Below are 20,439 nucleotides of genomic sequence, written 5' to 3' on the forward strand. Positions count from 1 at the left end.
GGCCAGCGCCGGCGCCATCGACATGTCGGCGAGGCGTTGACATAAGACGCGGTGGAGCCCCACCCACCATGTCCCTCCTCGCCCGCACCTCCATCGTCTCGGCAGCGACGCTGTCCTCCCGCGTCCTCGGCTTCGTGCGGGATGCGGCGACCGCCGCAGTGCTCGGCGCCGGGCCGACCGCCGATGCGCTGGTGGCGGCCCTTGCGCTGCCGCTGCTGGCGCGGCGGTTGCTGTCCGAAGGCGCGTTCAACCTCGCCTTCATCCCGGCCCTCGCCCATGCCGAGGGCGAGGAGGAGGGCGCCCCGCGCCGGCTCGCGGGGGCGACTCTGGCGCTTTTGTTCGGCACCCTGCTCGCGTTTGCGCTCCTTGCCGCGCTGTTCATGCCGCAGGTCATTCGCCTTCTGGCGCCGGGCTTCGAGCCGGGCGGCGCGCGGGCGGATGTGGCGGTGCTGTGCGGGCGGGTGGCAGTGCTCTATCTGCCGTTCGCGGGGCTGGCCGCCATCTATGGGGGCGTTGCCAACGGCGCCTATCGGGTGCTGTTGCCGGCGCTGGCCCCGGTGGTAGCGAACCTCACCGTGCTCGCCGTCATCGCGGTGCTGCTGCTGCGCGGGCTGATGGAGAGCGACACCGCCGCCGTGGCCATCGCCGCCGCCACCGTGGCAGCGGGGGTCTCCCAGCTCGGTCTCATGATGGTGGCCGCGCGCGGTTGCGCGGCGGCGCCCGGGCGCGCGCACGCGCAGGGAGGCTGGCCGTGGCGGAAGGCGCTGGGGGTTATCCGCGCCGCGGCGCCGGCGTTGCTGTTCGCGGGCCTCAGCCAGTTCCGGCTCATCATCATCGCCGCGGCCGTCTCGGCGAGCCCCGGCGCGGTGGCGGCGCTGAACTATGCCCAGCGCCTCATGGACCTGCCCCTGGGCCTTGTGGGCGCGAGCGCCGGCGCGGTTCTGGTGCCGGCACTGCTACGCAAGAGCGCGCTCTCTGGAGGGGCGAGCGACGCTCCGGAGGCCTCGGGCCGCGCCATGCTGGCCGCCCTCGCCTTCGCTTTGCCGGCGGCCACCGGGCTTGCCGTGCTGGCGGAGCCCATCGTCGTCACCCTGTTCCAGCGCGGCAGCTTCGATGCGCAGGATGCCCGTCTCACCGGTGCGCTTCTGGCGGTTCTCGCGCTGTCGCTGCCGGCGCAGGGGCTAGAGCGCATCCTGTCCGCCACCGCCTCCACCTGCGGCCACGTGAAGACGGCGGAGCGGGTCGCCCTCGGCTCCCTCGCCGTCTGCCTGCTCGCGGCCTTCGGACTGGGGCAGGTCGCAGGTCCGCGCGTGGCGGCGGCGGCGGCGGCGCTGTCGGCCTTCGCCTCCATCGCGGTCCTGGGCGGGCTGCTGGTGCGCGCTGGGGCGATCGCGGTCTCCCGTGCGGTGCTGCTCTCCGGACTGGGTCTCGCGGCGGCCAGCCTGCTTATGGGCGGCAGCGTCGCACTGCTCGCGACGCTGTGGCCGGAGCCGGAGGGGCAGATGGCGGCGGCCGTTCGGCTGGGCGGGCTGATCGGCAGCGGCGGCATGGTCTATGGCGCCGCCGCCCTGCTGCTCAAGGCACTGGTGCCGAAGCTGGCGCCGCAGCCCTGAGGCGCCCCGTCCCGACGCCCCTTGCGCGGCGGGGCACCAGGTGGCATGACGCGGCCCATCGTCTCCCCGCACATGGCCGCGCTTTCGGCCGCCGGGGTTCATCCAAGCGGGTCGGGAAGGCCAAGGCTGCGCCGGGCGAAAGCCCCCGCCGCGTCCCGCCCCCGCAAGGCTTTTACGAGCGGTGCGCCGCTCTTTTGGAGGTCGCCATGGCGGCGGTCGCGGATCGCGTGTTTTCCGGTGTGCAGCCCACGGGCAATCTGCATCTCGGCAATTATCTGGGCGCCATCAAGCGCTTCGTGGCACTGCAGGAGAGCCACGAGTGCATCTATTGCGTGGTGGACCTCCACGCCATCACCGTCTGGCAGGACCCGGTCGAGCTGAAGCGCCACATCCGTGAGGTCACCGCCGCTTTCATTGCCTGCGGCATCGATCCCAAGGCGCACATCGTGTTCAACCAGAGCCAGGTGTCCGGCCACGCGGAACTGGCCTGGATCTTCAATTGCGTCGCCCGCATGGGTTGGCTCAACCGCATGACCCAGTTCAAGGAGAAGGCCGGCAAGGACCGCGAGAACGTCTCGGTGGGCCTGTTCGCCTATCCCGACCTCATGGCGGCCGACATCCTGCTCTATCGCGCGACCCACGTGCCGGTGGGCGAGGACCAGAAGCAGCACCTGGAACTGACGCGCGACATCGCGCAGAAGTTCAACACGGACTTCGCGGCCTCCATCGCCGAGCACGGCCACGCCGACGGCTACTTCCCCCTTACCGAGCCGCTGATCGCCGGGCCCGCCACGCGGGTGATGAGCCTGCGCGACGGGGCCAAGAAGATGTCCAAGTCGGACCCTTCCGACTTCTCCCGCATCAACCTGACTGACGACCGCGACACCATTGCTGGCAAGGTGCGCAAGGCGAAGACCGATCCCGAGCCTCTGCCTACCGAGGAAGAGGGCCTCAAGGGCCGTCCCGAGGCGGACAACCTCGTGGGCATCTTCGCCGCGCTCTCCGACCGCACCAAGGCCGACGTGCTGAAGGACCACGGCACCGCCCAGTTCTCCGCCTTCAAGGCGGCGCTGGTCGATCTGGCGGTGGAGAAGCTCGGCCCCATCGGTGCCGAGATGCAGCGGCTGATGGCGGAGCCCGCCGCCATCGACGCCATCCTGATCGACGGCGCTGACCGCGCCCGCGTCATCGCCGACCAGACCATCGCCGAGGTGAAGGACATCGTCGGCCTGGTGCGCGGCTGAGCTGGGGCGGCGCACAGCCGCCTTGCTCCCTCCACGCCTCCCGCCTAATGCTGGGGGCGAAACGGCGTCTGCCGAGGAGGCCCCATGTCCGAGATGAACGCCACCGTCGATCCGGCCGAGGTCGCCCGCTTCGATGCGCTGGGCGCGCAATGGTGGGACGAGAAGGGCAAGATGGCGCCGCTCCACGCCATGAACCCGGCGCGGCTCGCCTTCCTGCGCGATGCGCTGGTGCGCCATTTCAGCCGGGATGCCCGCGCGCTGCGGCCCCTGAAGGGTCTTTCCATCCTCGACATCGGCTGCGGCGGCGGCCTGCTCAGCGAGCCTTTGGCGCGCATGGGCGGGCAGGTGCGCGGCATCGATCCCGCCCCCGGCAATGTGGACATCGCCCGCACCCATGCGGCGGCCTCCGGACTTGCCGTCGATTACGAGGCGGTCACGGCCGAGGAACTGGCCTCCCGCGGCGACCGCTTCGACGTGGTGGTGGCGCTGGAGGTGGTGGAGCATGTGGCGGATGTGAGCCTGTTCGTGCGCACCGCCGGGCAACTGGTGGCGGACGGCGGCGTGCTGGTGCTCTCCACCCTCAACCGCACCGCCAAGAGCTTCGCCCTCGCCATCGTGGGGGCGGAATATGTGCTGCGCTGGCTGCCGCCGGGTACCCATCGCTGGGAAAAATTCATCACCCCCGAGGAACTGGAGGCGACCCTTGCCGCCGCGGGCTTCACCGCGCGGGAGAAAGTGGGTCTCGCCTATGAGCCGTTCAGCGGGGATTTTCACCTGATCGAGGATCTGTCGGTGAACTATTTCATGGTGGCGGAGCGGGTCGGCTAGGCCGAATTTTCGGAACGAGACCGCGCCTCAGTTGCGGTCTTCCGGCAGTACGGGCAGGGGCAGCACCTCCACGTCGTCCTCGCGCAGGGCCTTGACCTCCTCCATCGTCGCTTCGCCGTAGATGGAGCGGTGCTCGATCTCGCCATCGTGCATTTTGCGGGCGAGATCGGCGAACTCGTCGCCCACATAATCGGACGACTTCACGATCTGCTCCCGCAATTCGCGCAGCAGGGCGCGTAGCTCGCCGTCGGGGTGGCTCATCACTGGCACCGGAGCTTCCGCGGGAGCGGGCGCCGGGACGCCGACCGCCGGCGGGGCGTCCTCCGTCACGGGGGGCGGGGTGCGGTCGGTGCGGGCGACGGACGGCGCCATCACCGCCTTCTCAACCTGCGCCGAGCCGCAGGTGGGGCAGGTGACCAGCCCGCGCGCCTGCTGGGCATCAAAGCTCGCGGAGGAGGGAAACCAGCTCTCGAACTGGTGGCCCGCCGCGCAATTGAGGGTGTAGCGGATCATGACGAGGCCCGCACCACGCTGAGGTGGCCGATGGTCTGGCCCGGCTCGGCGATCTCGAACCGACGCCCGTTGGAGAGGGAGGGGATGCGCGCCCGGGCGGCGGCGACTTCCTTCAGGTCGATCTCGGCGAGGATCACGCCCGGGTCGGCGCCGCCTTCGGCGATCACCCGGCCCCAGGGGTCCACCACGAGCGAATGGCCGAAGGTCTCTCGCCCATTCTCGTGCTTGCCGCCCTGGGCGGCGGCCAGCACATAGGCGCCGTTCTCGATGGCGCGTGCCCGCAGCAGCACGTGCCAGTGCGCCTCGCCGGTAGGCCGGGTGAAGGCGGACGGCACGGTCAGCACCTTCGCGCCGCCCTCGGCCAGGGCCCGGTAGAGGGACGGAAAGCGCAGGTCGTAGCAGATGGTGAGGCCGAAGCGGAACGCGCCCACATTGGCCAGGATCGCCCGCTCGCCTGGGCGATAGGCGGAGGATTCGCGATAGCTTTCGCCATTGCCCAGATCCACGTCGAACATGTGGATCTTGTCGTAGCGGGCGATGATCTCGCCATCGGGCCCGATCATGAAGGCGCGGTTGACGGCCTTCTTGTCGGAGATTTTCAGGGCCAGCGAGCCGATGTGGAGGAAAATGCCGAGTTCCTTCGCCAGCTGGCGCAGGGCTTTGAGGGTGGCGTCGTCCGCTTCCTCCCGCAGGTTCTCGAACAGGACGTCGCGGTCCAGTTCCATGAGGTTGGTGACCTCGGGCGTCTGCACGTAGCGTGCACCGTCCCGCGCGGCCTCGCGCACCAGGGCGGAGGTGGCGTCGAGATTTGCTGCCGGATCCCGGCCGCTGCGCAGCTGAACCAGCGCGATGCGGAGGGTGTCGGATGTGTCGGCCGAGGTCATGACGCCCGCTCTTTCCTGGATGCTGAACCCGCCCTGATCCGTCATGCGCACGTGGCGCGCGCCCGATGTTGGCGTCTCCCCAGACAGATGGGGTCTTTTTCTAGTCTTGCACGGGTCCGCGCACCACGGAAAGAAAAGCTCAGGCCGCCAGCTGGTCCAGCCGACCGGCGTCCTCAAGGGCGTAGAGGTCGTCGCAACCGCCCACATGGGTCTCGCCGATGAAGATCTGCGGCACGCTGGTGCGCCCGCCGGCACGGCGCGTCATCTCGTCCTGACCGTCCCTGTCGGTGGTCACGTCGATCTCGGTGAAGGTCAAGCCTTTGCGGCGCAGCAATTCCTTGGCGGAATGGCAATAGGGGCACCAGCTCTTGGTGTAGATCTCGATGGGTTTCATGCTGTCACAAATGGGTTGCGGGACGGCGGGGCACCGTCACGAAAGCGTCGTACCATAGTTAGGGATTTCAGGCGAAATCGACAACCCGCGCAAATGTCAGGGCATCCACGTGCATTGCCCCCGCCCGGCGCAGGGCTTGAGCGCAGGAATCCAGCGTGGCGCCGGTGGTGAACACGTCATCCACCAGCAACACGCGCTGCCCCACAAGATGGGATGCTGCGGTGCCGCATGCGACGAAGGCGCCCGCCACGTTGGCGCGGCGTTCCGCGCGGCCCAGCGCCGTCTGTGAGGGGGTCGATCGGCGCCGGGCGAGGAGGTCGGTGCGCTGGGGGATGGAGGTGGTCGCCGCCAGATGCCGGCCGAGCAGCGCCGCCTGGTTGAAACGGCGGCGCCACAGGCGAAACGGATGCAGCGGCACCGGCACGATAATATCGGCGGAGGCGATCACATCCGCGCCAGCCTGGACCATCAGCCGGGCCAGAGGTGTGGCGACATCCAGCCGGTCGGCATATTTCAGCTTGTGGACGAGGTCGCGGGCCACATCGTTGAAGGTCACGGCGGCGCGGGCGCGGTCGAAAGCGGGGGGATCATCGAGCGCCTGAGCCGAGATTCGCGCGCCGCCAGGATCATGGCTGAAGGGCGCGCCGGTGCGCTCGCAGAACGGGCGGCTGATGAAGGCGAGCTTGCCCCAGCAGGGGCCGCACAAGCCCCCGGCCATGCCGGTGATCGCGCCGCAGGCGATGCAGGTGGGCGGCAGGGCAAGCCCCAACAGCCCCGAGCGGAAGGCCCGCAGCGCGCCGCGCGCCTGTGCGAACTGGGAGGAAATGTCAGCCATGTGCGATCCCCCCGCCATGATCGGGGGGTTCGGCGTGGGTGTAAAGGTGGTGGCTGACGGCCCGAAACCTCCGAACCGGCCTGAGCTTCTTGCGCGACCCCTCAGCGCGGGCGCCAGCCGCGCAGCAGCAAAGCGTTGGTGATGACGCTCACCGAGGAGAGCGCCATGGCCGCCGCCGCCACCATGGGCGAGAGCAGTAGCCCGAGGCTGGGATAGAGCACGCCCGCCGCGATGGGTACGCCCGCCGCATTGTAGAGGAAGGCGAACAGCAGGTTGCGGCGGATATTGGCCATGGTCGCCCGCGACAGGCCGCGCGCATGGGCGATGCCGGAGAGGTCGCCCTTCAGCAGGGTGATGCCGGCGCTCTCCATGGCGATGTCGGTGCCGGTGCCCATGGCGATGCCCACGTCGGCCACCGCGAGGGCGGGGGCGTCGTTCACCCCGTCGCCGGCCATGGCCACCACATGGCCCTCGGCGCGCAGGCGCTGGACCACCTCGGCCTTGTGGCCGGGCAGAACCTCGGCCTCCACCTCGGTGATGCCGAGGCGCTTGGCCACGGCGAGCGCGGTGGTGCGGTTGTCGCCGGTGAGCATGACCACCCGCACCCCATCCCGGGTCAGCGATTTCAGGGCTGCCTCGGTGGAGTCCTTCACCGGATCGGCGATGGCGATGAGGCCGGCGGCCTTGCCGTCCACGGCGACGAACACGGCGGTGGCGCCTTCGCGGCGATAGGTTTCGGCGGCAGCGGTGTGCTTGTCGGTGGCGATGCCCTTCTCGTTCATGAAGGCGGCATGGCCCACCGCAACGGAGCGCCCGTCCACCGTGCCTGTGATGCCCTTGCCGGCCGGGCTTTCCACGCCCGATGGCTCGGACAGCTGGAGTTTGTGCGCGTTCGCTTCCTGCACCATGGCGGCGGCGAGGGGATGCTCGCTCGCCCGCTCAAGGCTGGCGGCCAGGCGCAGCAGCTCCACATCGTCGAGGGTGCCGAGGGCATCCACGGCCACCACCTTGGGCTTGCCGACGGTGAGGGTACCGGTCTTATCGACCACCACCACGTCAACCTTCTCCATGCGCTCCAGCGCCTCGGCATTTTTCACGAGCACGCCGAGCTGGGCGCCGCGGCCCACGCCCACCATCACCGACATGGGTGTAGCAAGGCCGAGCGCGCACGGGCAGGCGATGATGAGCACGGACACCGCCGCCATGAGCGCGAAGGTGAGGCGCGGCTCGGGGCCCACCACCATCCACACCGCGAAGGCGACCACCGCCGCCGCCAGCACCAGCGGCACGAACCAGCCGGAAACCTGATCCGCGAGCCGCTGGATGGGCGCGCGGGAACGCTGGGCCTGCGCCACCATCTGCACGATCTGGGCGAGCAGGGTGTCGCGGCCCACCTTGTCGGCGCGCATGGTGAAGGCGCCGGACGAATTCAGCGTGCCGCCGATGACCTTCTCGCCGGCCTCCTTGCTCACGGGCAGGCTCTCGCCGGTGACGAGGCTTTCGTCCAGCACGGCGCGGCCCTCGGCGACCACGCCATCCACCGGCACCTTCTCGCCGGGGCGCACCCGCAGCACATCGCCGGGGACGACGAGGCCGAGGTCTATGGTTTCGTCGGTACCATCGGCCCTGACGCGCAGGGCGGTCTTCGGCGCCAGTGACAGCAGCGCCTTGATGGCGCCGGAGGTCTGTTCGCGGGCGTTGAGCTCCAGCACCTGGCCCAGCGCCACCAGCACGGTGATGACGGCGGCCGCCTCGAAATAGACCGGCACGCCGCCTTCATGGGCGTGGAAATCATGCGGGAACAGGCCGGGGGCGAAGGTGCCCAGCAGCGAATAGAGATAGGCCACCCCGGTGCCTAGGGCGATGAGGGTGAACATGTTGAAATGGCGCGACTTGAGCGAGAGCCAGCCGCGCTCGAAGAAGGGCTTGCCCACCCACAGCACCACCGGCGTCGCCAGCAGGAACTGCACATAGTTGGACGTTTGCTGCGGCAGCAGGTGCAGGCCGAGCAGGTGCTGGCCCATCTCCAGCACGAACACGGGCAGCGTCAACGCGAGGCCGATCCAGAACCGCCGCGTCATGTCGGCGAGTTCCGCGTTCGGCCCCTCGTCGAGGGTGACGATCTCCGGCTCCAGCGCCATGCCGCAGATGGGGCAGATGCCGGGACCGATCTGGCGAATCTCCGGATCCATGGGGCAGGTGTAGATGGTGCCTTCCGGCACCTTCTCCGGCGGCGGCGGCGGGGCGGAGCCCGTGGAGCCGCCTTCAACATAGCGGCCCGGGTCGGCCTTGAACTTGGTCTCGCAGGAGGAGGAGCAGAAGAAATAGGGCTTCTTGTCGTGGCGCGCCGAATATCTGGCGCGGCCGGGCTCCACGGTCATGCCGCAGACCGGGTCCTTCACCGGGGCGAGGTACTTCTCCGGCTCGGCCTCGAACTTGGTCTTGCAGCCGTTGCAGCAGAAGAAATACGTCTGGTCCTTGTAGACCGAGGTGGGCTTTGCGGCCTCCGGGTCGGTCTTCACGTCCATGCCGCAGACCGGGTCCTTCACCGTCTCCGGCAGCGCGGCCATCGGGGCGGCGCTGGGCGGGGCATTGAGGTCGAGGGGCGGAGGGGCCTTGCCGCCGCAGCAGTCGTGGCCGCCGTCCGCGGGGTGGGAATGATCGTGTGCCGAGTGGTCTTGGGCCGAGGGATCTTGGGCCGAGGGATCTTGGGCCATGGGGCGGCGGCTCCGGAAGGGTCGGGGCCAGATGAAGGCCATTTTCCGCGAGGCGGCCTTGCGCTGGCTCATGTTCAGGGCAGTGTCATAACCCCCTGGGGGTATCTCGCCTTGTTAAATATACCCTGAGGGGGTATATGACAAGCCATGCGCAGTCCGACGAAAGAGCAAGTCCTCAAGCGCCTCAGCCGTATCGAAGGCCAGGTGCGCGGCGTCTCCCGCATGGTGGAGGAGGACCGCTACTGCATCGATGTACTCACACAGGTGTCCGCCGTCCGCGCCGCCCTGAAGCGGGTGGAGGAGGAGGTGCTGCGGGATCATGTGGCCCATTGCGTGGAGCACGCCATCCGCTCCGGCGATGCGGAGGACCAGCGGCAAAAGGTCAAGGAACTGATGGACGTGATCGTCCGCGCCGAGCGGTAATGCCAAAAGCCCGTTAGCTTGGTTCATGGGGTTTAGGTCAAGCCCGCGCGGCGCCTGAGCGCGACCCTCTCGGCGCCGGTCGAAGACCGGGGCCGGTAGGTATAAGGCGGCCGATCAGTCCCGTTCCAGGAAGATCAGCTCACTCTCGTCATAGGCGCGGCGCTCGATCTCGCGGAAGCCGTCCCGCCCGGTGAAGAGGCCAGTGCGCTCCTCCACCACCACCAGCGCGTCGGGGGTAAGCCATCCGCCGGCAACGGCGCTCGCCAGCGCCTGTTCGGCGAGTCCCTTGCCATAGGGCGGATCGCAGAAGACGAGGCCATGGGCCTCGCCCGGCCCCATGTCGCCGAGGCGGGTGGCGTCGCGGCGGAATATTTTGGTGACGCCGGTGAGGCCCAGCGCCTCCACATTGTCGCGGATGAGCCCGCGCGCCTCCGCCGCCTCTTCCACGAACAGGGCGAAGCGGGCGCCGCGCGAGAGTGCCTCGATGCCCAGCGCCCCCGTGCCAGCGAACAGGTCCAGCACCCGCGCGCCGTCGCACGGGTCGCCATAGGCGTGGGCAAGCATGTTGAAGAGGCTCTCGCGCAGCCGGTCCGAAGTGGGCCGGGTGGCGCTGGAGGAGGGGCCCTTCAGCGCGCGCCCCTTCAACCTGCCGCCGACGATACGCATGGAGGTGTCGCCCTTGGATCAGCGCTTGCCGCGCGGACCCGCCGGCTTGCCGCCGCCGGCCTTGCCACCGCCCGCCGGTCGCCCGCCGGGCTTCCCGCCCGGCTTGCCACCGAAGCCGCCACGACCGGCGCCGGGTTTGCCCCCCGGCTTGCCGCCGAAGCTGCGCGCGCCGCCCGGCTTGTCGCCGTAAGCGCGGCCGGGGCCACCCGCCGGCCTGTCCCCGGTGGGACGGCCCCGCGTCGGCTTGTCACCATAGGCACGGCCCGCGCCCTCGGACGAGCGTTCGCCGTAGGAGCGACCCGCACCACCCGCGGGCCGGTCGCCGGAAGGACGGCCCCGCGCCGGCTTGTCGCCATAGGCACGGCCCGCGCCCTCGGAAGAGCGTTCGCTGTAGGAACGACCAGCACCACCTGTGGGCCGGTCGCCGGAAGGACGGCCCCGCGCCGGCTTGTCGCCGTAGGCGCGGCCCGCGCCCTCGGAGGAGCGTTCGCTGTAGGAACGACCCGCACCACCCGTGGGCCTGTCACCGGAAGGACGAGGACGCCCGGCCGGCTTGTCGCCATACGCACGGCCTGCGCCCTCGGATGAGCGTTCGCCGTAAGCGCGACCAGCACCTGCCGGCCTGTCACCAGCCGTACGGGCACGACCCGCCGGCTTATCGCCATAGGGGCGGCTGCCGCTGCGGGCGGGCCGGCCCTCCTGCTCGCCGCCGAAACGACCTTCCGGCCGTTCGCTGCGGGCGCGGAAGGGCCGCTCGCCCTGCTGCGGGCGCTCGTCGCGGCTACGCCGGGGAGCGCCATCGGCGCTCTCCGGACGCGGGCGGCGGGGGCGATCTTCCCCCTCCCGGGTGGGACGGCGGCGGAAATCCTCGCGATCATCACGCTCGCGGCGGGGGCCGCGGGCATCGTCGCGGAAGCCGGGGCGGGGCGGGCCGCGCTCGGCAAAGCGCTCCTTGCCCTCGGCGGGGCCACGGCGGAACGGGCGGGCGCCCGCTTCGTCCCGGTCGCCCTTGCGGGCACCGGGCCGGGCGCCGGTTCGGCCACCACGCTCCGGGGCGTCGCCCTTGGGCGCCACCACGCGCTCCACCTTCACCGTGCGGCCCTTGCGATCGGCCACCGAGCCACGGCTCTCCACGGCGTTTTCATCGCTCATGCGCCGACGCGTGCGGGGGCCGGCCGGGCGGATGACATCCTGCTCCGGCGCGTCAAAATCCTCGTCCTGCCGTGCGCGGCGGGCCGGAGCCTTCAGGGTGCCGCCGCTCTCGGCCGCTGCCTGGCGCTTGCCGGCGGGGCGCAGTGCCACGCGGGGCGGGGCCTCTTCCAGCTCGCGCTCCACCAGCAGGCCGGTGAAATCGGCTCCCGCGGCGGCGGCGAGGTCGTTGCCGATCTGGTCGCGCAGCACGCGTGTGCGCACCTCCTCGATGCCGCCTTCCGGGACATCGCCCAGCTGGAACGGGCCGTAGGAGACGCGGATGAGCCGGTTCACCTGCAGGCCCAGGGCACCGAAGACGTTGCGGATTTCCCGGTTCTTGCCCTCGCGCAGGGACACGGTGATCCAGGCATTGGCGCCCTGCACCCGGTCAAGCTCGGCCTCAATGGGGCCGTACTCCACCCCATCGACGGTGATGCCCTTCAGCAGGCTGTCGAGCTGGGCCTGGTTGACCTCGCCATTGGCGCGCACGCGGTAACGGCGCAGCCAGCCGGTCTCTGGCAACTCCAGCACGCGGGCAAGCCCGCCGTCGTTGGTCAGCAGCAGCAGGCCTTCGGAATTCAGGTCGAGACGCCCGACACTCACGAGGCGCGGCAGGCCCTGGGGCAGGATCTCGAACAGGGTGGTGCGGCCTTCCGGGTCGCGATTGGTGGTCACCACGCCCTTGGGCTTGTGGTAAATGAAGAGGCGGGTGCGTTCGCGCTCGGGCAGGGGCGCGCCATCGACCGTGATGGCGTCCTCCGCCGTGACGGTGACGGCGGGGGTGGTGAGCACCTCGCCGTTGACGGCCACGCGGCCGGCCTCGATCCATTCCTCGATCTCGCGGCGCGAGCCGAGGCCGGCGCGGGCGACGACCTTGGCGATCCGCTCGGCCTCCTTGGGCGCGGCGGGGGTGAGTTCGCGCTTGATGCGCGGAACGCGGTTCTTGTCCTTGCGGGGCGGTGATGTGCGCGGCATGAGGGGCAGTTAGCACAGGCGAGGCGGCGCGGCGAGCGCGGCGATGACAGAGGCACCATGTCCGGAACCTATATGCAGATGGCGCTGAACGAGGCGAGGGCCGCCGCAGAGCGCGGCGAGGTGCCGGTGGGTGCCGTCCTGGTGCGTGGCGCCGAGGTGATTGCTCGCGACGGCAACCGCACCCGGGAACTCAATGATCCCACCGCCCACGCGGAAATTCTGGTGCTGCGCGCGGCCGGCGCGCGGCTGAAATCCGAGCGCCTGCTCAACTGCGATCTCTATGTGACGCTGGAGCCCTGCGCCATGTGCGCGGCGGCCCTGTCGTTCGCGCGTATCCGCCGACTTTATTATGGCGCGTCCGATCCCAAGGGCGGCGGGGTGGAGCACGGACCGCACTTTTTCTCCCAGCCCACCTGCCACCACGTGCCCGAAGTCTACGGCGGCATCGCCGAGCGCCAGGCCGCCGAGGTGCTGCGCACCTTCTTCCAGGATCGGCGGTAGCCGGCATTTCGGAACAGCAGGGGCCTTCAGCTGGACGCCTTCAGGTCGATGAAGTCCCGGTTGTTCTGCTCATATCTGAAATTGTAGGGCTTGCCTTCCGCGCAGGCTTCACCGGTGGCGGCCCGTCGCTCGAGCTTGTATTGCGTCCAGAAGGTCTTCCCGCGCAGGTCGGAGTCGAACCGGATGTAGATCGGGGGCGACTGGTTTTCATTCTGCTTGTCGTATTTGTGCGAAAAGCTCCGGTTCCAGCCGGGCTGGAGGCGGTAGGTGCCCCAACTCCCGTCTTTTCCGATCTTGATGTCGAAATTGATGGTGTGCTGCGTCCGGTTGTGGATGCAAGTGACGCCGTAGCGCGTGGCCGCCTGGGCCTCGGTGGTCGTGAAGGTGGCGAGGGTGGCGAGGGCCGCGGCGCACGTCGCCAGCGGCAGCAAAGACGGTATCATCGGCTTTCTCCATGCTGTCGTGCGTTCAGGAGCTGTCCTGACGCATGCGATGACGCGTTGTCATTGCGTTAAGCATAGAAAACCGTCTTCCCGGCACATCCACTGTTTGAGGGATGGAAGAATTCGCGGGTCCGTTGGGCGCGCGAATTCCTGCTTTCGCTACCGGGATTTCCAGCCACTGCAGTGGGGAACTCAGGCGGCACGCTAGCCGCCGGTATCAGTCCCCCGTCAGGAACGGTAGCACGGCGGCGAGCATCGCCCCCGGTGCCTCCTCGGCGACGAAGTGGCCGCAGTCCACCGCCGCGCCCTCCAGCTTGGGCGCGAAGACCTTCCAGGCGTCCAGCGGGCTGACGCCCCGGGTGGGAATGCCCGCCGCGCCCCACAGGGCGAAGGTGGGGCAGGAGAGGGTGCGCCCGGCGGCCAGATCCGCCTCGTCATGGGCGAGGTCGATGGTGGCGCCGGCCCGGTAGTCCTCGCACATGGCATGGAGCCGGTCGGGCGACGAGATGGCGGCGCGGTACTGGGCCATGGCGCGGGGATCGAAGGGGGAGAGATCCTTGGATCCGGTCCAGCTCGCCATGGTCCAGTCGAGGAACCAGGCGGGATGCGAGCCGATGAGCTTCTCCGGCAAGGGCTTGGGCTGGGCCAGCATGGACCAGTGATAGACCTGCAGCGCGCGCGCCCGGTCCATCTTGTGCCACATGACGTAGGTCGGGACGATGTCGAGCACCACCAGCCGATCCAGCCGGCCGGGATGGTCGAGGCCGAGCCGGTAGCCGGCCCGCGCCCCCCGATCGTGGCCCATGAGCGCGAAATGGGCGAAGCCCAGGTGCTCCATCACCTCCACCATGGCGGAGGCCATGGCGCGCTTGGAATAGGGCGCGTGGTCCGTGCCTTCTTCCGGCGCCGCGCTCCAGCCGTAGCCCGGCAGGTCGGGGATGATCAGGGTGTGCTGCTCGGCGAGCTTTGGCGCCACCTTGTGCCACATCACATGGCTCTGCGGGAAACCGTGGAGCAAAAGCAGCGGCGATCCGCTGCCGCCCTGCCGCAGGAAAATGCGGCCGGCCTTAGTGTCCACATAGTGGGAGTCGAAGCCGGGGAAGAGGTCGGTGAGATCGGTCATGGCGTCCTCCGTTATCGTTGCTTCCCCACGCTGGGCGGGTTCACGCGTCGCTTCACTTGGCCCCCAGCACCGCGGCGCACGCATCCGGCAGGTCGGCAAGGGTTAAAGGCGGCTTGGGCTTCGCCGGTTCCGGCTCGGGCTTGGGATGCAGCACCTCGTCGGTGAACCACCAGTCCAGCTCCGATCCGCAGCCCTCGCCGGTAGGCGGGGCCTCCTGTGGGCGGCATTCCGCGTTGCCGGGCGGGCAGGTGAGGCGGACGTGCATGTGGTAGTCGTGGCCCCAATATGGACGCACCTTGGCGAGGAAGGAGCGGTCGCCGCTCGCCTCCCGGCACAGGGCCTTCTTGATGGCCGCGTTCACGAAGATGCGTTCCACTCGCGGGTCCAGCGCCGCGGCGCGGACGACCTTCCAGTGGTCGGGCCGCCAGTTGGCGGGATCGATGTCGCGCCGGTCGGCGCGCACCATCATGGAGGCGGAGAGCTTTTCGCGCTCCTCACGGGTGAGTTCCCGGCCGGGGCTCGGGGTCAGCCAGATGTCGGCGTCGAGGCCGATCTGGTGGGAGGCATGGCCGGTGAGCATGGGGCCGCCGCGCGGCTGGGACATGTCGCCCACCAGGATGCCCTGCCAGGACGACACCTTCGGCACCTGCGCAGAGAACCGCTCCAGGAAGGCGACGAGGTCGGGGTGGCCGAAATTGCGGTTGCGCGACAGGCGCATGACCTGCCAGTTCGGGCCGTTCACCGCCAGCGCCTGCGCGCCCGCGAGGCAACCCTTGGAATAAAAGCCGATGGACCTTGCGGCGAGGGGGGCGGGACCCGCCACCCGTCCGAACAACTCCTTGGCGGGAAGCGGGCCTGCTGCGGCGGGCCGCGCCGCCGGTTTGCCGGGAACCGCCGCCGGAGGCGCCACCTGTTGTGCCAGCACCGGCGCGCCCGCGACCAGTAGGCCGAGAAGGGTGGCGACGGCGCGGATCATCAGCTTTCCGCCTTATGGGTTATCACCACGAAGCCGCCGCCGTTGCGGGTGCCCGGATGGGCCGGCAGGTCGGTGACAAAGAGGGTCGCCCCCGGCGTCACCATCGCGGCCACCTGCTTGTTGATTGCGGGGTCCACGGTGATGCGCGCCAGCGCCTGCTGCGCCTCGCCCGGCGGCTGCTTGCCGCCCTCATAGGAAATGGCGCTCCAGCGCGGAGCCGCGCCGTCGGTGGCCATCAGCACATAGACCACGTTGCCCAGCGGCGTTGCCGGATCGCGGATGGTGACGGCGCCCTCAACAGTGGTCTGGGCACCGCGCAGCACGGTGATGGTGCTGTCCGCCCGGCTCACCACCATGGAGACCGGTTCCGGCGGGGCGGGCGCAATGGGCACCGAGGACCCCGCTGCAGCCGCAACCTGCGCCTGGTCCTCGGGCGGCGCTCCCTGGCCGGTGGCGGAGACCGCAAGCTGCTGCTCCAGCCCTTCGCTCATGAGCAGGCCGGGATGGAGCACATCCTGTGGCGCCGAATGGGCATCGGCGATGATCACCGGCGTGCCCACATGGGTCACGCCGAACACCAGCTTGGAAAAGGCCAGCGGCAGGTGAACGCAGCCGTGGGAGGACGGATAGCCCGGCAGCCCGCCCGCATGCAGCGCCACCCCCGACCAGGTCAGGCGCTCGGTGTAGGGCATGGAGGCGTCGTTGTAGATGGAGGAATGGTGATCCACGTCCTTGCCCAGGATGGTGAAGACCCCGGTGGGCGTCTCGTGCCCCTCCTTGCCGGTGGAGACGGTGGCGACGCCGATGCGCACGCCATTGCGATAGACGAAGCAGCGCTGGTCGGTGAGATTGACCACGATGGCGACGAACCCCTCCGGCGCCCGCTCGGGATACCACACCCACTGGCCCGGCTTGAGCCCCTCGATGGCGGTGACGTCCGGGTCATTCTCGGCCCGGGCCGGCATCAGCGCATCGGCGACGAGGGCGCCGGCAAAGGCCGCGCCCAGCCGGAGCACACCGCGTCGGGAGAGGTGAAGGGTGAACGGCATCTTAAGGCCCCCCAAGGTGCGAATCGCCTTTCCCCTATGTGTGCCGCGCCGCGCCGGACCTGTCCATGCGCGGCGCACCCTGGCGCGAGGGTCGGCGGCTGTCAGCCGGTCATGGGGATGATGCCGGCCACCTCGATGCCTTCGGGATCGATCCGGCACACAAGGCCGATGGCCTCGACGCCGCGCGCCCGTGCCCGGTCGAAGGCGCGGCCATAGCCGGGATCAAGGTCGCGGGCGAGGCCGATGGTGCGCGCCGAGGCGATCTGGCTCAGATAGACCATGACGGGGCGGTTGCCCTTGTCCGCCTCAGCGCCCAGCTCTTCGAGGTGCTTGGCGCCGCGCGCGGTCACGCAATCGGGGAATTCGGCGTAGCCTGGGGTCCGCATGAGGTGAACGTTCTTCACCTCGACGAGGCAGAGCGGCCTGGCCTCGTCCTCCAGCTGAATGTCGATGCGGCTTGAAAGCCCGTATTTCACCTCGCGCCGCAGGCGTCCGTAGCCGGCAAGCGCCGGCACCGCCCCGGCGGCGATGGCCTCGGCCACCAGCAGGTTGGGGTGCATGGTGTTGACCCCCACCAGCTCGGGGCCGGAGCCGAAATCGGCCTCCACCAGCTCCCAGCTCAGCGGCAGCTTGCGGGCGAGGTTGGTGGCACGCGACAGCCAAACTCGGCTGCCGGGGGCATCCAGCCCCAGCATGGCCCCGGAATTGGCCACGTGAACGGTGGTCTCGCTGCCGTCGGTCAGCACCACGTCGGCGAGGAAGCGCTTGTAGCGGCGAATGAGGCGGCCCGGAATGAGCGGGGTGGGAAAGCGCATCAGCCCTCGGAACGCGCATCGCTTTTGCCATGAAGGCAGATGAGGGTCTGGGTGGCGGTAGCACAATGGGTGCGCGCCTCTCCGGCCTGCACGTAGACATCCACCCGCACGATGGTGAGGGTGCGGCCGGAGCGCGTCACCTCGCCCACCGCGATCAGGCGCTCACCTTTGCCGGGAGCCATGATGTTGATCTTGTATTCCACCGTGAGCACGGTGGAGTTGGGCGGGAACAGGGTGAAGGCAGCATATCCCCCCGCCGTGTCGGCGATGGCCCCGATGGCGCCGCCATGGAAGAAGCCGTGCTGCTGGGTCACGCCCTCATCAAAAGGCAGCACCACTTCCACCCGTCCCGGCACCACCGCGCCGAGCGCGGCGCCGAGGGTCGCCATGAAGGGCTGGCGCGCGAAGCTCTCGCGGACCTTGGTCTCGAAGGCGGGATCCGGCGGGGTGAAGGCAGGGGGTGGGCTGGCGGTCATGGCAGGGTGCGTCTGGCGGGCAGGGGAACTGGCGGGCTGCGACCTGGAATGTCGCGGGGCTCTGCGACCATAGCCGATCGGCGGGGCCCCGCACTTCCTTTTCCAGTCCGCCGGCGAGCGTCAGCGCCGCATTGACAGGAGCGCCCGCCACCGCCTCTTCTTTCAGGAGCGGCGCACCGGCCGTGCCGGGACCCTGTTGCCATGGGCTATCTTTATCTCATCATCGCCATCGTCGCCGAGGTCATCGCCACCTCCGCCCTCAAGGCTACGGAGAGCTTCACCCGGCCCGGTCCTTCGGTGCTGGTGATCGTGGGCTATGCGGTGGCCTTCTTCTGCCTGTCGCTGACGCTGAAGACCATGCCCGTGGGCATCGCCTATGCCATCTGGTCGGGGGTGGGGATCGTGCTGGTGACCGCCATCGCCTGGCTCTGGTATGGCCAGAGGCTCGATCTGCCGGCCCTGATTGGCCTCGGCTTGATCATCGCCGGGGTGATGGTGATCAACCTGCTCTCGAAGAGCGTCGCCCATTGAAAAAGGCGGCACCCGTGGGGGCGCCGCCTTTTCCGTCCAGTCGGGGCAGACGGGTTCGTATCAGCTCGGTTCCAGCTCGGGTTCAACCTGGGCGGGTTCCGGCAGCAGCCAGTCGAACAACCGCCCGGTGGCCATGCGCTGGGCCTGCAGCACGGCGCCGGCCATGCCCTGGGCATCCGCCGCGGCTTCCTGCGCCAGGGAAAGCGCGGTGGGGAAGGGGGCGGTGAGTTCGGCGACCACTTCGTCGGTGTCGAAGCTCAATTCTGCGTCGAACTTGCGCGCGATCTGCTGCATCCGCCGGTTGTGAGCGAGGCAGTTCATGCACAAGGTGCGGATCCCGCGGTTGCGGGCGCTCAAAATCACGCGCTCCAGCAGTTGGCTGCCGAGGCCGTGGTTCTGGAATTCCTTCTCCACGCTGAAGGCGGCTTCCGCCTCTCCGGGCAAAACATCGCCCATGGGATATAGCTCGGCTGCTGCGCGCAGTTCTCCGTCCACAAAGCAGCCATGCACGATCGCACCCGTGCGGAACACCCGCGACGCGTAGCGCTCGACGAATTCGGCAGACACCGCAGAGCCGAACCTGGACCGGCGGCTCTCGGTATCGAGCCTGAGGAGATGGTCCCGGAAAACTCCGGCCTCTCCGGTCCACAGCTTGCGGATGATCCCCGGTGTGACCTCAACGGTCATTGTGGTCTCCAGACTTGGCGTCTTGGAAAGCCCCCCGGTTCCTCCGCAACGCAATTTAGGTGCGCTGCAGCAAAGGTCAATGGGGTTGACCTTGACCATTAGGTTAAGCTGCTGCCTGAAAGGCGGTATCTATCATATAAGTATATGATATTGCTATGAAAATAGAGGCCATGCGCGCAGCGCAGCGCGGCTGCGCCGCAGGGACAGGCCTTCGCCACAGCCCTGCCGCAATAAAACTGGGGCAGTGTTTATCGCACGAGGATCGCCCTGAAATCATTGACGTTCGTCAAGGTCGGCCCGGTGATCACCAGCCGGTCGAGGGCGGAGAAGAAGCTATAGCCGTCATTGTTGGCGAGGAAGTCGGCGGGCTTCAGCCCGCGCGCAGCGGCCTCTTCCAGGATGGCGGCATCGAACCAGGCGCCGGCATTGTCCTCGGTGCCGTCCACCCCGTCCGTATCGCAGGAGACGGCGGAGATGCCGGCCCGTCCCTTCAGCGCGACGGCGAGGGCGAGCAGGAATTCCACGCTGCGTCCGCCCCGGCCCTTGCCGCGCACGGTCACGGTGGTCTCGCCGCCGGACAGCAGCACGCAGGGGGCCGCCGCCGGCAGCCCGTGCGAGGCCGCGCAATTGGCGATGCCGGCGAAGACGATGGCGGCTTCCCGCGCCTCGCCCTCGATGGCGTCGCCGAGGATGAGGGGGGTGATGCCCAGTTCGCGCGCCTTCGCTTCCGCCGCCTTCAGCGCCATCAGCGGGGTGGCGATCATGTGCACTTCCTGTCCGGGGATGGCATCGCCGGGGACGGTGTTGGCGCGGATGACCTGCTCCAGCTTGTCCGTCACCTCGATGCCCCATTGGCGCATCAGGCCCAGCACCTGCTGGGGGTCGGAGGCCTCGGGAATGGTGGGGCCGGAGCCGATGGTGCCGGGGTCATCGCCCGGCACGTCGGAGATGAGGTAGGTCACCGCCCGCGCCGGGGCGATGGCGGCGGCAAGGCGGCCGCCCTTGATGGCGGAGAGGGACTTGCGCACCTGGTTCATCACGCCGATGGGCGCGCCGGATTTCAGGAGCGCGCTGTTCAGCGCCTGCTTGTCGGCCAAGGTCAGCCCCTCCGCCGGCATGGTGAGGAGCGAGGAGGCGCCCCCTGACATGAGGCAGACCACGAGATCGTCCGGCCCCGCGCCCTTCGCCAGCTCCAGGATGCGGCGTGCGGCGTCGAGCCCGGCCTGGTCCGGCACCGGGTGGGAGGCTTCCACGATCTCGATATGGCGCGTCTCGCAGCCATGGCCGTAGCGGGTGACGATGAGCCCCTCGCACGGGCGGCCCCATTCCTCCTCGAAGGCGCGGGCCATGCGGGCCGAGGCCTTGCCGGCGCCGATAACGATGGTGCGGCCCTTCGGCGGGGCGGGCAGGCGATCCTTGAACTTGCCGTCCGGCAGCGCCGCCGCGAGTCCCGCATCGAACAAGGCGAGGAGGATGTCCCGGTCGGACTGGGTCGCAGAGGTCATGGCGTTCTCCCGCAGCCCGCCTTCGAACGGCGGGTACTTCATTCGTTTCA

The 20,439-nt window shown here is 69.3% G+C and carries 21 protein-coding genes; 6 read left to right on the top strand and 15 right to left on the bottom strand.

Features of this window, described 5'->3' with window-relative positions:
- The first annotated feature begins 68 nt into the window (after positions 1 to 68).
- From murJ to ubiG, 3 genes are all read left to right on the top strand, one after another.
- Positions 69 to 1,613, top strand: a complete 1,545-nt coding sequence (gene murJ, locus FBQ73_RS12100; protein ID WP_138399760.1) for a murein biosynthesis integral membrane protein MurJ — start codon at positions 69 to 71, stop codon at positions 1,611 to 1,613.
- A 206-nt stretch (positions 1,614 to 1,819) separates the two neighbouring features.
- The gene (gene trpS / locus FBQ73_RS12105) at positions 1,820 to 2,857 is read left to right on the top strand and encodes a tryptophan--tRNA ligase (protein ID WP_138399761.1); all 1,038 of its coding nucleotides are present in this window, start codon (positions 1,820 to 1,822) and stop codon (positions 2,855 to 2,857) included.
- Positions 2,858 to 2,941: 84 nt separating this feature from the next.
- A complete protein-coding gene (ubiG, locus tag FBQ73_RS12110) occupies positions 2,942 to 3,685 on the top strand; it encodes a bifunctional 2-polyprenyl-6-hydroxyphenol methylase/3-demethylubiquinol 3-O-methyltransferase UbiG (protein WP_138399762.1) in 744 nt (247 codons plus the stop codon).
- Between the two features lie 27 nt (positions 3,686 to 3,712).
- Here the strand turns inward: ubiG and FBQ73_RS12115 are convergent, their stop codons facing one another.
- The 5 genes from FBQ73_RS12115 to FBQ73_RS12135 form a co-directional block, all read right to left on the bottom strand.
- On the bottom strand, positions 3,713 to 4,198 hold the full coding sequence (locus FBQ73_RS12115; RefSeq protein WP_138399763.1) for a DUF1178 family protein: 486 nt from the start codon (positions 4,196 to 4,198) through the stop codon (positions 3,713 to 3,715).
- A complete protein-coding gene (locus FBQ73_RS12120; protein WP_138399764.1) occupies positions 4,195 to 5,082 on the bottom strand; it encodes a carbon-nitrogen hydrolase family protein in 888 nt (295 codons plus the stop codon). The genes FBQ73_RS12115 and FBQ73_RS12120 overlap by 4 nt, the downstream gene beginning before the upstream one ends.
- A 139-nt stretch (positions 5,083 to 5,221) precedes the next feature.
- Entirely contained in the window at positions 5,222 to 5,476 is a 255-nt protein-coding gene (gene grxC, locus FBQ73_RS12125) for a glutaredoxin 3 (RefSeq protein ID WP_138399765.1), read from the bottom strand.
- A 67-nt stretch (positions 5,477 to 5,543) separates the two neighbouring features.
- The gene (locus tag FBQ73_RS12130; RefSeq protein WP_138399766.1) at positions 5,544 to 6,311 is read right to left on the bottom strand and encodes a ComF family protein; all 768 of its coding nucleotides are present in this window, start codon (positions 6,309 to 6,311) and stop codon (positions 5,544 to 5,546) included.
- Positions 6,312 to 6,412: 101 nt separating this feature from the next.
- Positions 6,413 to 9,028 carry a heavy metal translocating P-type ATPase gene (locus tag FBQ73_RS12135; protein WP_210236764.1) on the bottom strand — a complete coding sequence of 872 codons (2,616 nt, stop codon included), beginning with the start codon at positions 9,026 to 9,028 and terminating at the stop codon, positions 6,413 to 6,415.
- A gap of 147 nt (positions 9,029 to 9,175) precedes the next feature.
- Here FBQ73_RS12135 and FBQ73_RS12140 point away from each other — a divergent pair, with 147 nt between their 5' ends.
- Positions 9,176 to 9,451: a metal-sensitive transcriptional regulator gene (locus FBQ73_RS12140; protein ID WP_138399767.1), complete on the top strand. Its 276-nt coding sequence runs from the start codon at positions 9,176 to 9,178 to the stop codon at positions 9,449 to 9,451.
- Positions 9,452 to 9,565: 114 nt separating this feature from the next.
- On the opposite strand, the gene rsmD is transcribed toward FBQ73_RS12140, so the two are convergent.
- Both rsmD and FBQ73_RS12150 read right to left on the bottom strand, forming a co-directional pair.
- On the bottom strand, positions 9,566 to 10,117 hold the full coding sequence (gene rsmD, locus FBQ73_RS12145) for a 16S rRNA (guanine(966)-N(2))-methyltransferase RsmD (protein WP_138399768.1): 552 nt from the start codon (positions 10,115 to 10,117) through the stop codon (positions 9,566 to 9,568).
- An 18-nt stretch (positions 10,118 to 10,135) separates the two neighbouring features.
- A complete protein-coding gene (locus FBQ73_RS12150) occupies positions 10,136 to 12,283 on the bottom strand; it encodes a pseudouridine synthase (protein WP_138399769.1) in 2,148 nt (715 codons plus the stop codon).
- Between the two features lie 57 nt (positions 12,284 to 12,340).
- Here FBQ73_RS12150 and FBQ73_RS12155 point away from each other — a divergent pair, with 57 nt between their 5' ends.
- Positions 12,341 to 12,784: a nucleoside deaminase gene (locus FBQ73_RS12155; protein ID WP_138399770.1), complete on the top strand. Its 444-nt coding sequence runs from the start codon at positions 12,341 to 12,343 to the stop codon at positions 12,782 to 12,784.
- 26 nt (positions 12,785 to 12,810) lie between these two features.
- Here the strand turns inward: FBQ73_RS12155 and FBQ73_RS12160 are convergent, their stop codons facing one another.
- From FBQ73_RS12160 to FBQ73_RS12185, 6 genes are all read right to left on the bottom strand, one after another.
- Positions 12,811 to 13,227 carry a hypothetical protein gene (locus FBQ73_RS12160; RefSeq protein WP_138399771.1) on the bottom strand — a complete coding sequence of 139 codons (417 nt, stop codon included), beginning with the start codon at positions 13,225 to 13,227 and terminating at the stop codon, positions 12,811 to 12,813.
- Positions 13,228 to 13,444: 217 nt separating this feature from the next.
- Entirely contained in the window at positions 13,445 to 14,350 is a 906-nt protein-coding gene (locus tag FBQ73_RS12165) for an alpha/beta fold hydrolase (RefSeq protein ID WP_138399772.1), read from the bottom strand.
- 52 nt (positions 14,351 to 14,402) lie between these two features.
- A complete protein-coding gene (gene mepA / locus FBQ73_RS12170; RefSeq protein ID WP_138399773.1) occupies positions 14,403 to 15,326 on the bottom strand; it encodes a penicillin-insensitive murein endopeptidase in 924 nt (307 codons plus the stop codon).
- Positions 15,326 to 16,375 carry a L,D-transpeptidase gene (locus FBQ73_RS12175; protein ID WP_138399774.1) on the bottom strand — a complete coding sequence of 350 codons (1,050 nt, stop codon included), beginning with the start codon at positions 16,373 to 16,375 and terminating at the stop codon, positions 15,326 to 15,328. The genes mepA and FBQ73_RS12175 overlap by 1 nt, the downstream gene beginning before the upstream one ends.
- A gap of 101 nt (positions 16,376 to 16,476) precedes the next feature.
- Positions 16,477 to 17,190 carry a DNA/RNA nuclease SfsA gene (sfsA, locus tag FBQ73_RS12180; protein ID WP_138399775.1) on the bottom strand — a complete coding sequence of 238 codons (714 nt, stop codon included), beginning with the start codon at positions 17,188 to 17,190 and terminating at the stop codon, positions 16,477 to 16,479.
- Positions 17,190 to 17,666, bottom strand: a complete 477-nt coding sequence (locus FBQ73_RS12185) for a PaaI family thioesterase (RefSeq protein WP_138399776.1) — start codon at positions 17,664 to 17,666, stop codon at positions 17,190 to 17,192. Before FBQ73_RS12185 ends, sfsA begins: the two co-directional genes overlap by 1 nt.
- A gap of 201 nt (positions 17,667 to 17,867) precedes the next feature.
- Here FBQ73_RS12185 and FBQ73_RS12190 point away from each other — a divergent pair, with 201 nt between their 5' ends.
- Entirely contained in the window at positions 17,868 to 18,197 is a 330-nt protein-coding gene (locus tag FBQ73_RS12190) for a DMT family transporter (RefSeq protein ID WP_138399777.1), read from the top strand.
- A 60-nt stretch (positions 18,198 to 18,257) separates the two neighbouring features.
- Here FBQ73_RS12190 and FBQ73_RS12195 read toward each other — a convergent pair whose 3' ends face one another.
- Entirely contained in the window at positions 18,258 to 18,884 is a 627-nt protein-coding gene (locus FBQ73_RS12195) for a GNAT family N-acetyltransferase (RefSeq protein WP_170218869.1), read from the bottom strand.
- A 248-nt stretch (positions 18,885 to 19,132) separates the two neighbouring features.
- Positions 19,133 to 20,389 carry a glycerate kinase type-2 family protein gene (locus tag FBQ73_RS12200; RefSeq protein ID WP_138399779.1) on the bottom strand — a complete coding sequence of 419 codons (1,257 nt, stop codon included), beginning with the start codon at positions 20,387 to 20,389 and terminating at the stop codon, positions 19,133 to 19,135.
- Between the last annotated feature and the right edge of the window lie 50 nt (positions 20,390 to 20,439).

Origin of the sequence: Xanthobacter autotrophicus (assembly GCF_005871085.1) — a bacterium.
GTDB classification, from domain to species: Bacteria; Pseudomonadota; Alphaproteobacteria; order Rhizobiales; family Xanthobacteraceae; genus Xanthobacter; species Xanthobacter autotrophicus.

Excerpts from the sequence above, each read along its gene's own strand:
- FBQ73_RS12150 (WP_138399769.1), bottom strand. The coding sequence starts at position 12,283 with ATGCCGCGCACATCACCGCCCCGCAAGGACAAGAACCGCGTTCCGCGC.
- mepA (WP_138399773.1), bottom strand. The coding sequence starts at position 15,326 with ATGATCCGCGCCGTCGCCACCCTTCTCGGCCTACTGGTCGCGGGCGCG.
- FBQ73_RS12185 (WP_138399776.1), bottom strand. The coding sequence starts at position 17,666 with ATGACCGCCAGCCCACCCCCTGCCTTCACCCCGCCGGATCCCGCCTTC.
- FBQ73_RS12195 (WP_170218869.1), bottom strand. The coding sequence starts at position 18,884 with ATGACCGTTGAGGTCACACCGGGGATCATCCGCAAGCTGTGGACCGGA.
- trpS (WP_138399761.1), top strand. The coding sequence starts at position 1,820 with ATGGCGGCGGTCGCGGATCGCGTGTTTTCCGGTGTGCAGCCCACGGGC.
- ubiG (WP_138399762.1), top strand. The coding sequence starts at position 2,942 with ATGTCCGAGATGAACGCCACCGTCGATCCGGCCGAGGTCGCCCGCTTC.
- murJ (WP_138399760.1), top strand. The coding sequence starts at position 69 with ATGTCCCTCCTCGCCCGCACCTCCATCGTCTCGGCAGCGACGCTGTCC.
- FBQ73_RS12165 (WP_138399772.1), bottom strand. The coding sequence starts at position 14,350 with ATGACCGATCTCACCGACCTCTTCCCCGGCTTCGACTCCCACTATGTG.
- FBQ73_RS12115 (WP_138399763.1), bottom strand. The coding sequence starts at position 4,198 with ATGATCCGCTACACCCTCAATTGCGCGGCGGGCCACCAGTTCGAGAGC.
- FBQ73_RS12155 (WP_138399770.1), top strand. The coding sequence starts at position 12,341 with ATGTCCGGAACCTATATGCAGATGGCGCTGAACGAGGCGAGGGCCGCC.
- FBQ73_RS12130 (WP_138399766.1), bottom strand. The coding sequence starts at position 6,311 with ATGGCTGACATTTCCTCCCAGTTCGCACAGGCGCGCGGCGCGCTGCGG.
- FBQ73_RS12200 (WP_138399779.1), bottom strand. The coding sequence starts at position 20,389 with ATGACCTCTGCGACCCAGTCCGACCGGGACATCCTCCTCGCCTTGTTC.
- sfsA (WP_138399775.1), bottom strand. The coding sequence starts at position 17,190 with ATGCGCTTTCCCACCCCGCTCATTCCGGGCCGCCTCATTCGCCGCTAC.
- FBQ73_RS12135 (WP_210236764.1), bottom strand. The coding sequence starts at position 9,028 with ATGGCCCAAGATCCCTCGGCCCAAGATCCCTCGGCCCAAGACCACTCG.
- rsmD (WP_138399768.1), bottom strand. The coding sequence starts at position 10,117 with ATGCGTATCGTCGGCGGCAGGTTGAAGGGGCGCGCGCTGAAGGGCCCC.
- FBQ73_RS12160 (WP_138399771.1), bottom strand. The coding sequence starts at position 13,227 with ATGATACCGTCTTTGCTGCCGCTGGCGACGTGCGCCGCGGCCCTCGCC.
- FBQ73_RS12190 (WP_138399777.1), top strand. The coding sequence starts at position 17,868 with ATGGGCTATCTTTATCTCATCATCGCCATCGTCGCCGAGGTCATCGCC.
- FBQ73_RS12140 (WP_138399767.1), top strand. The coding sequence starts at position 9,176 with ATGCGCAGTCCGACGAAAGAGCAAGTCCTCAAGCGCCTCAGCCGTATC.
- grxC (WP_138399765.1), bottom strand. The coding sequence starts at position 5,476 with ATGAAACCCATCGAGATCTACACCAAGAGCTGGTGCCCCTATTGCCAT.
- FBQ73_RS12120 (WP_138399764.1), bottom strand. The coding sequence starts at position 5,082 with ATGACCTCGGCCGACACATCCGACACCCTCCGCATCGCGCTGGTTCAG.
- FBQ73_RS12175 (WP_138399774.1), bottom strand. The coding sequence starts at position 16,375 with ATGCCGTTCACCCTTCACCTCTCCCGACGCGGTGTGCTCCGGCTGGGC.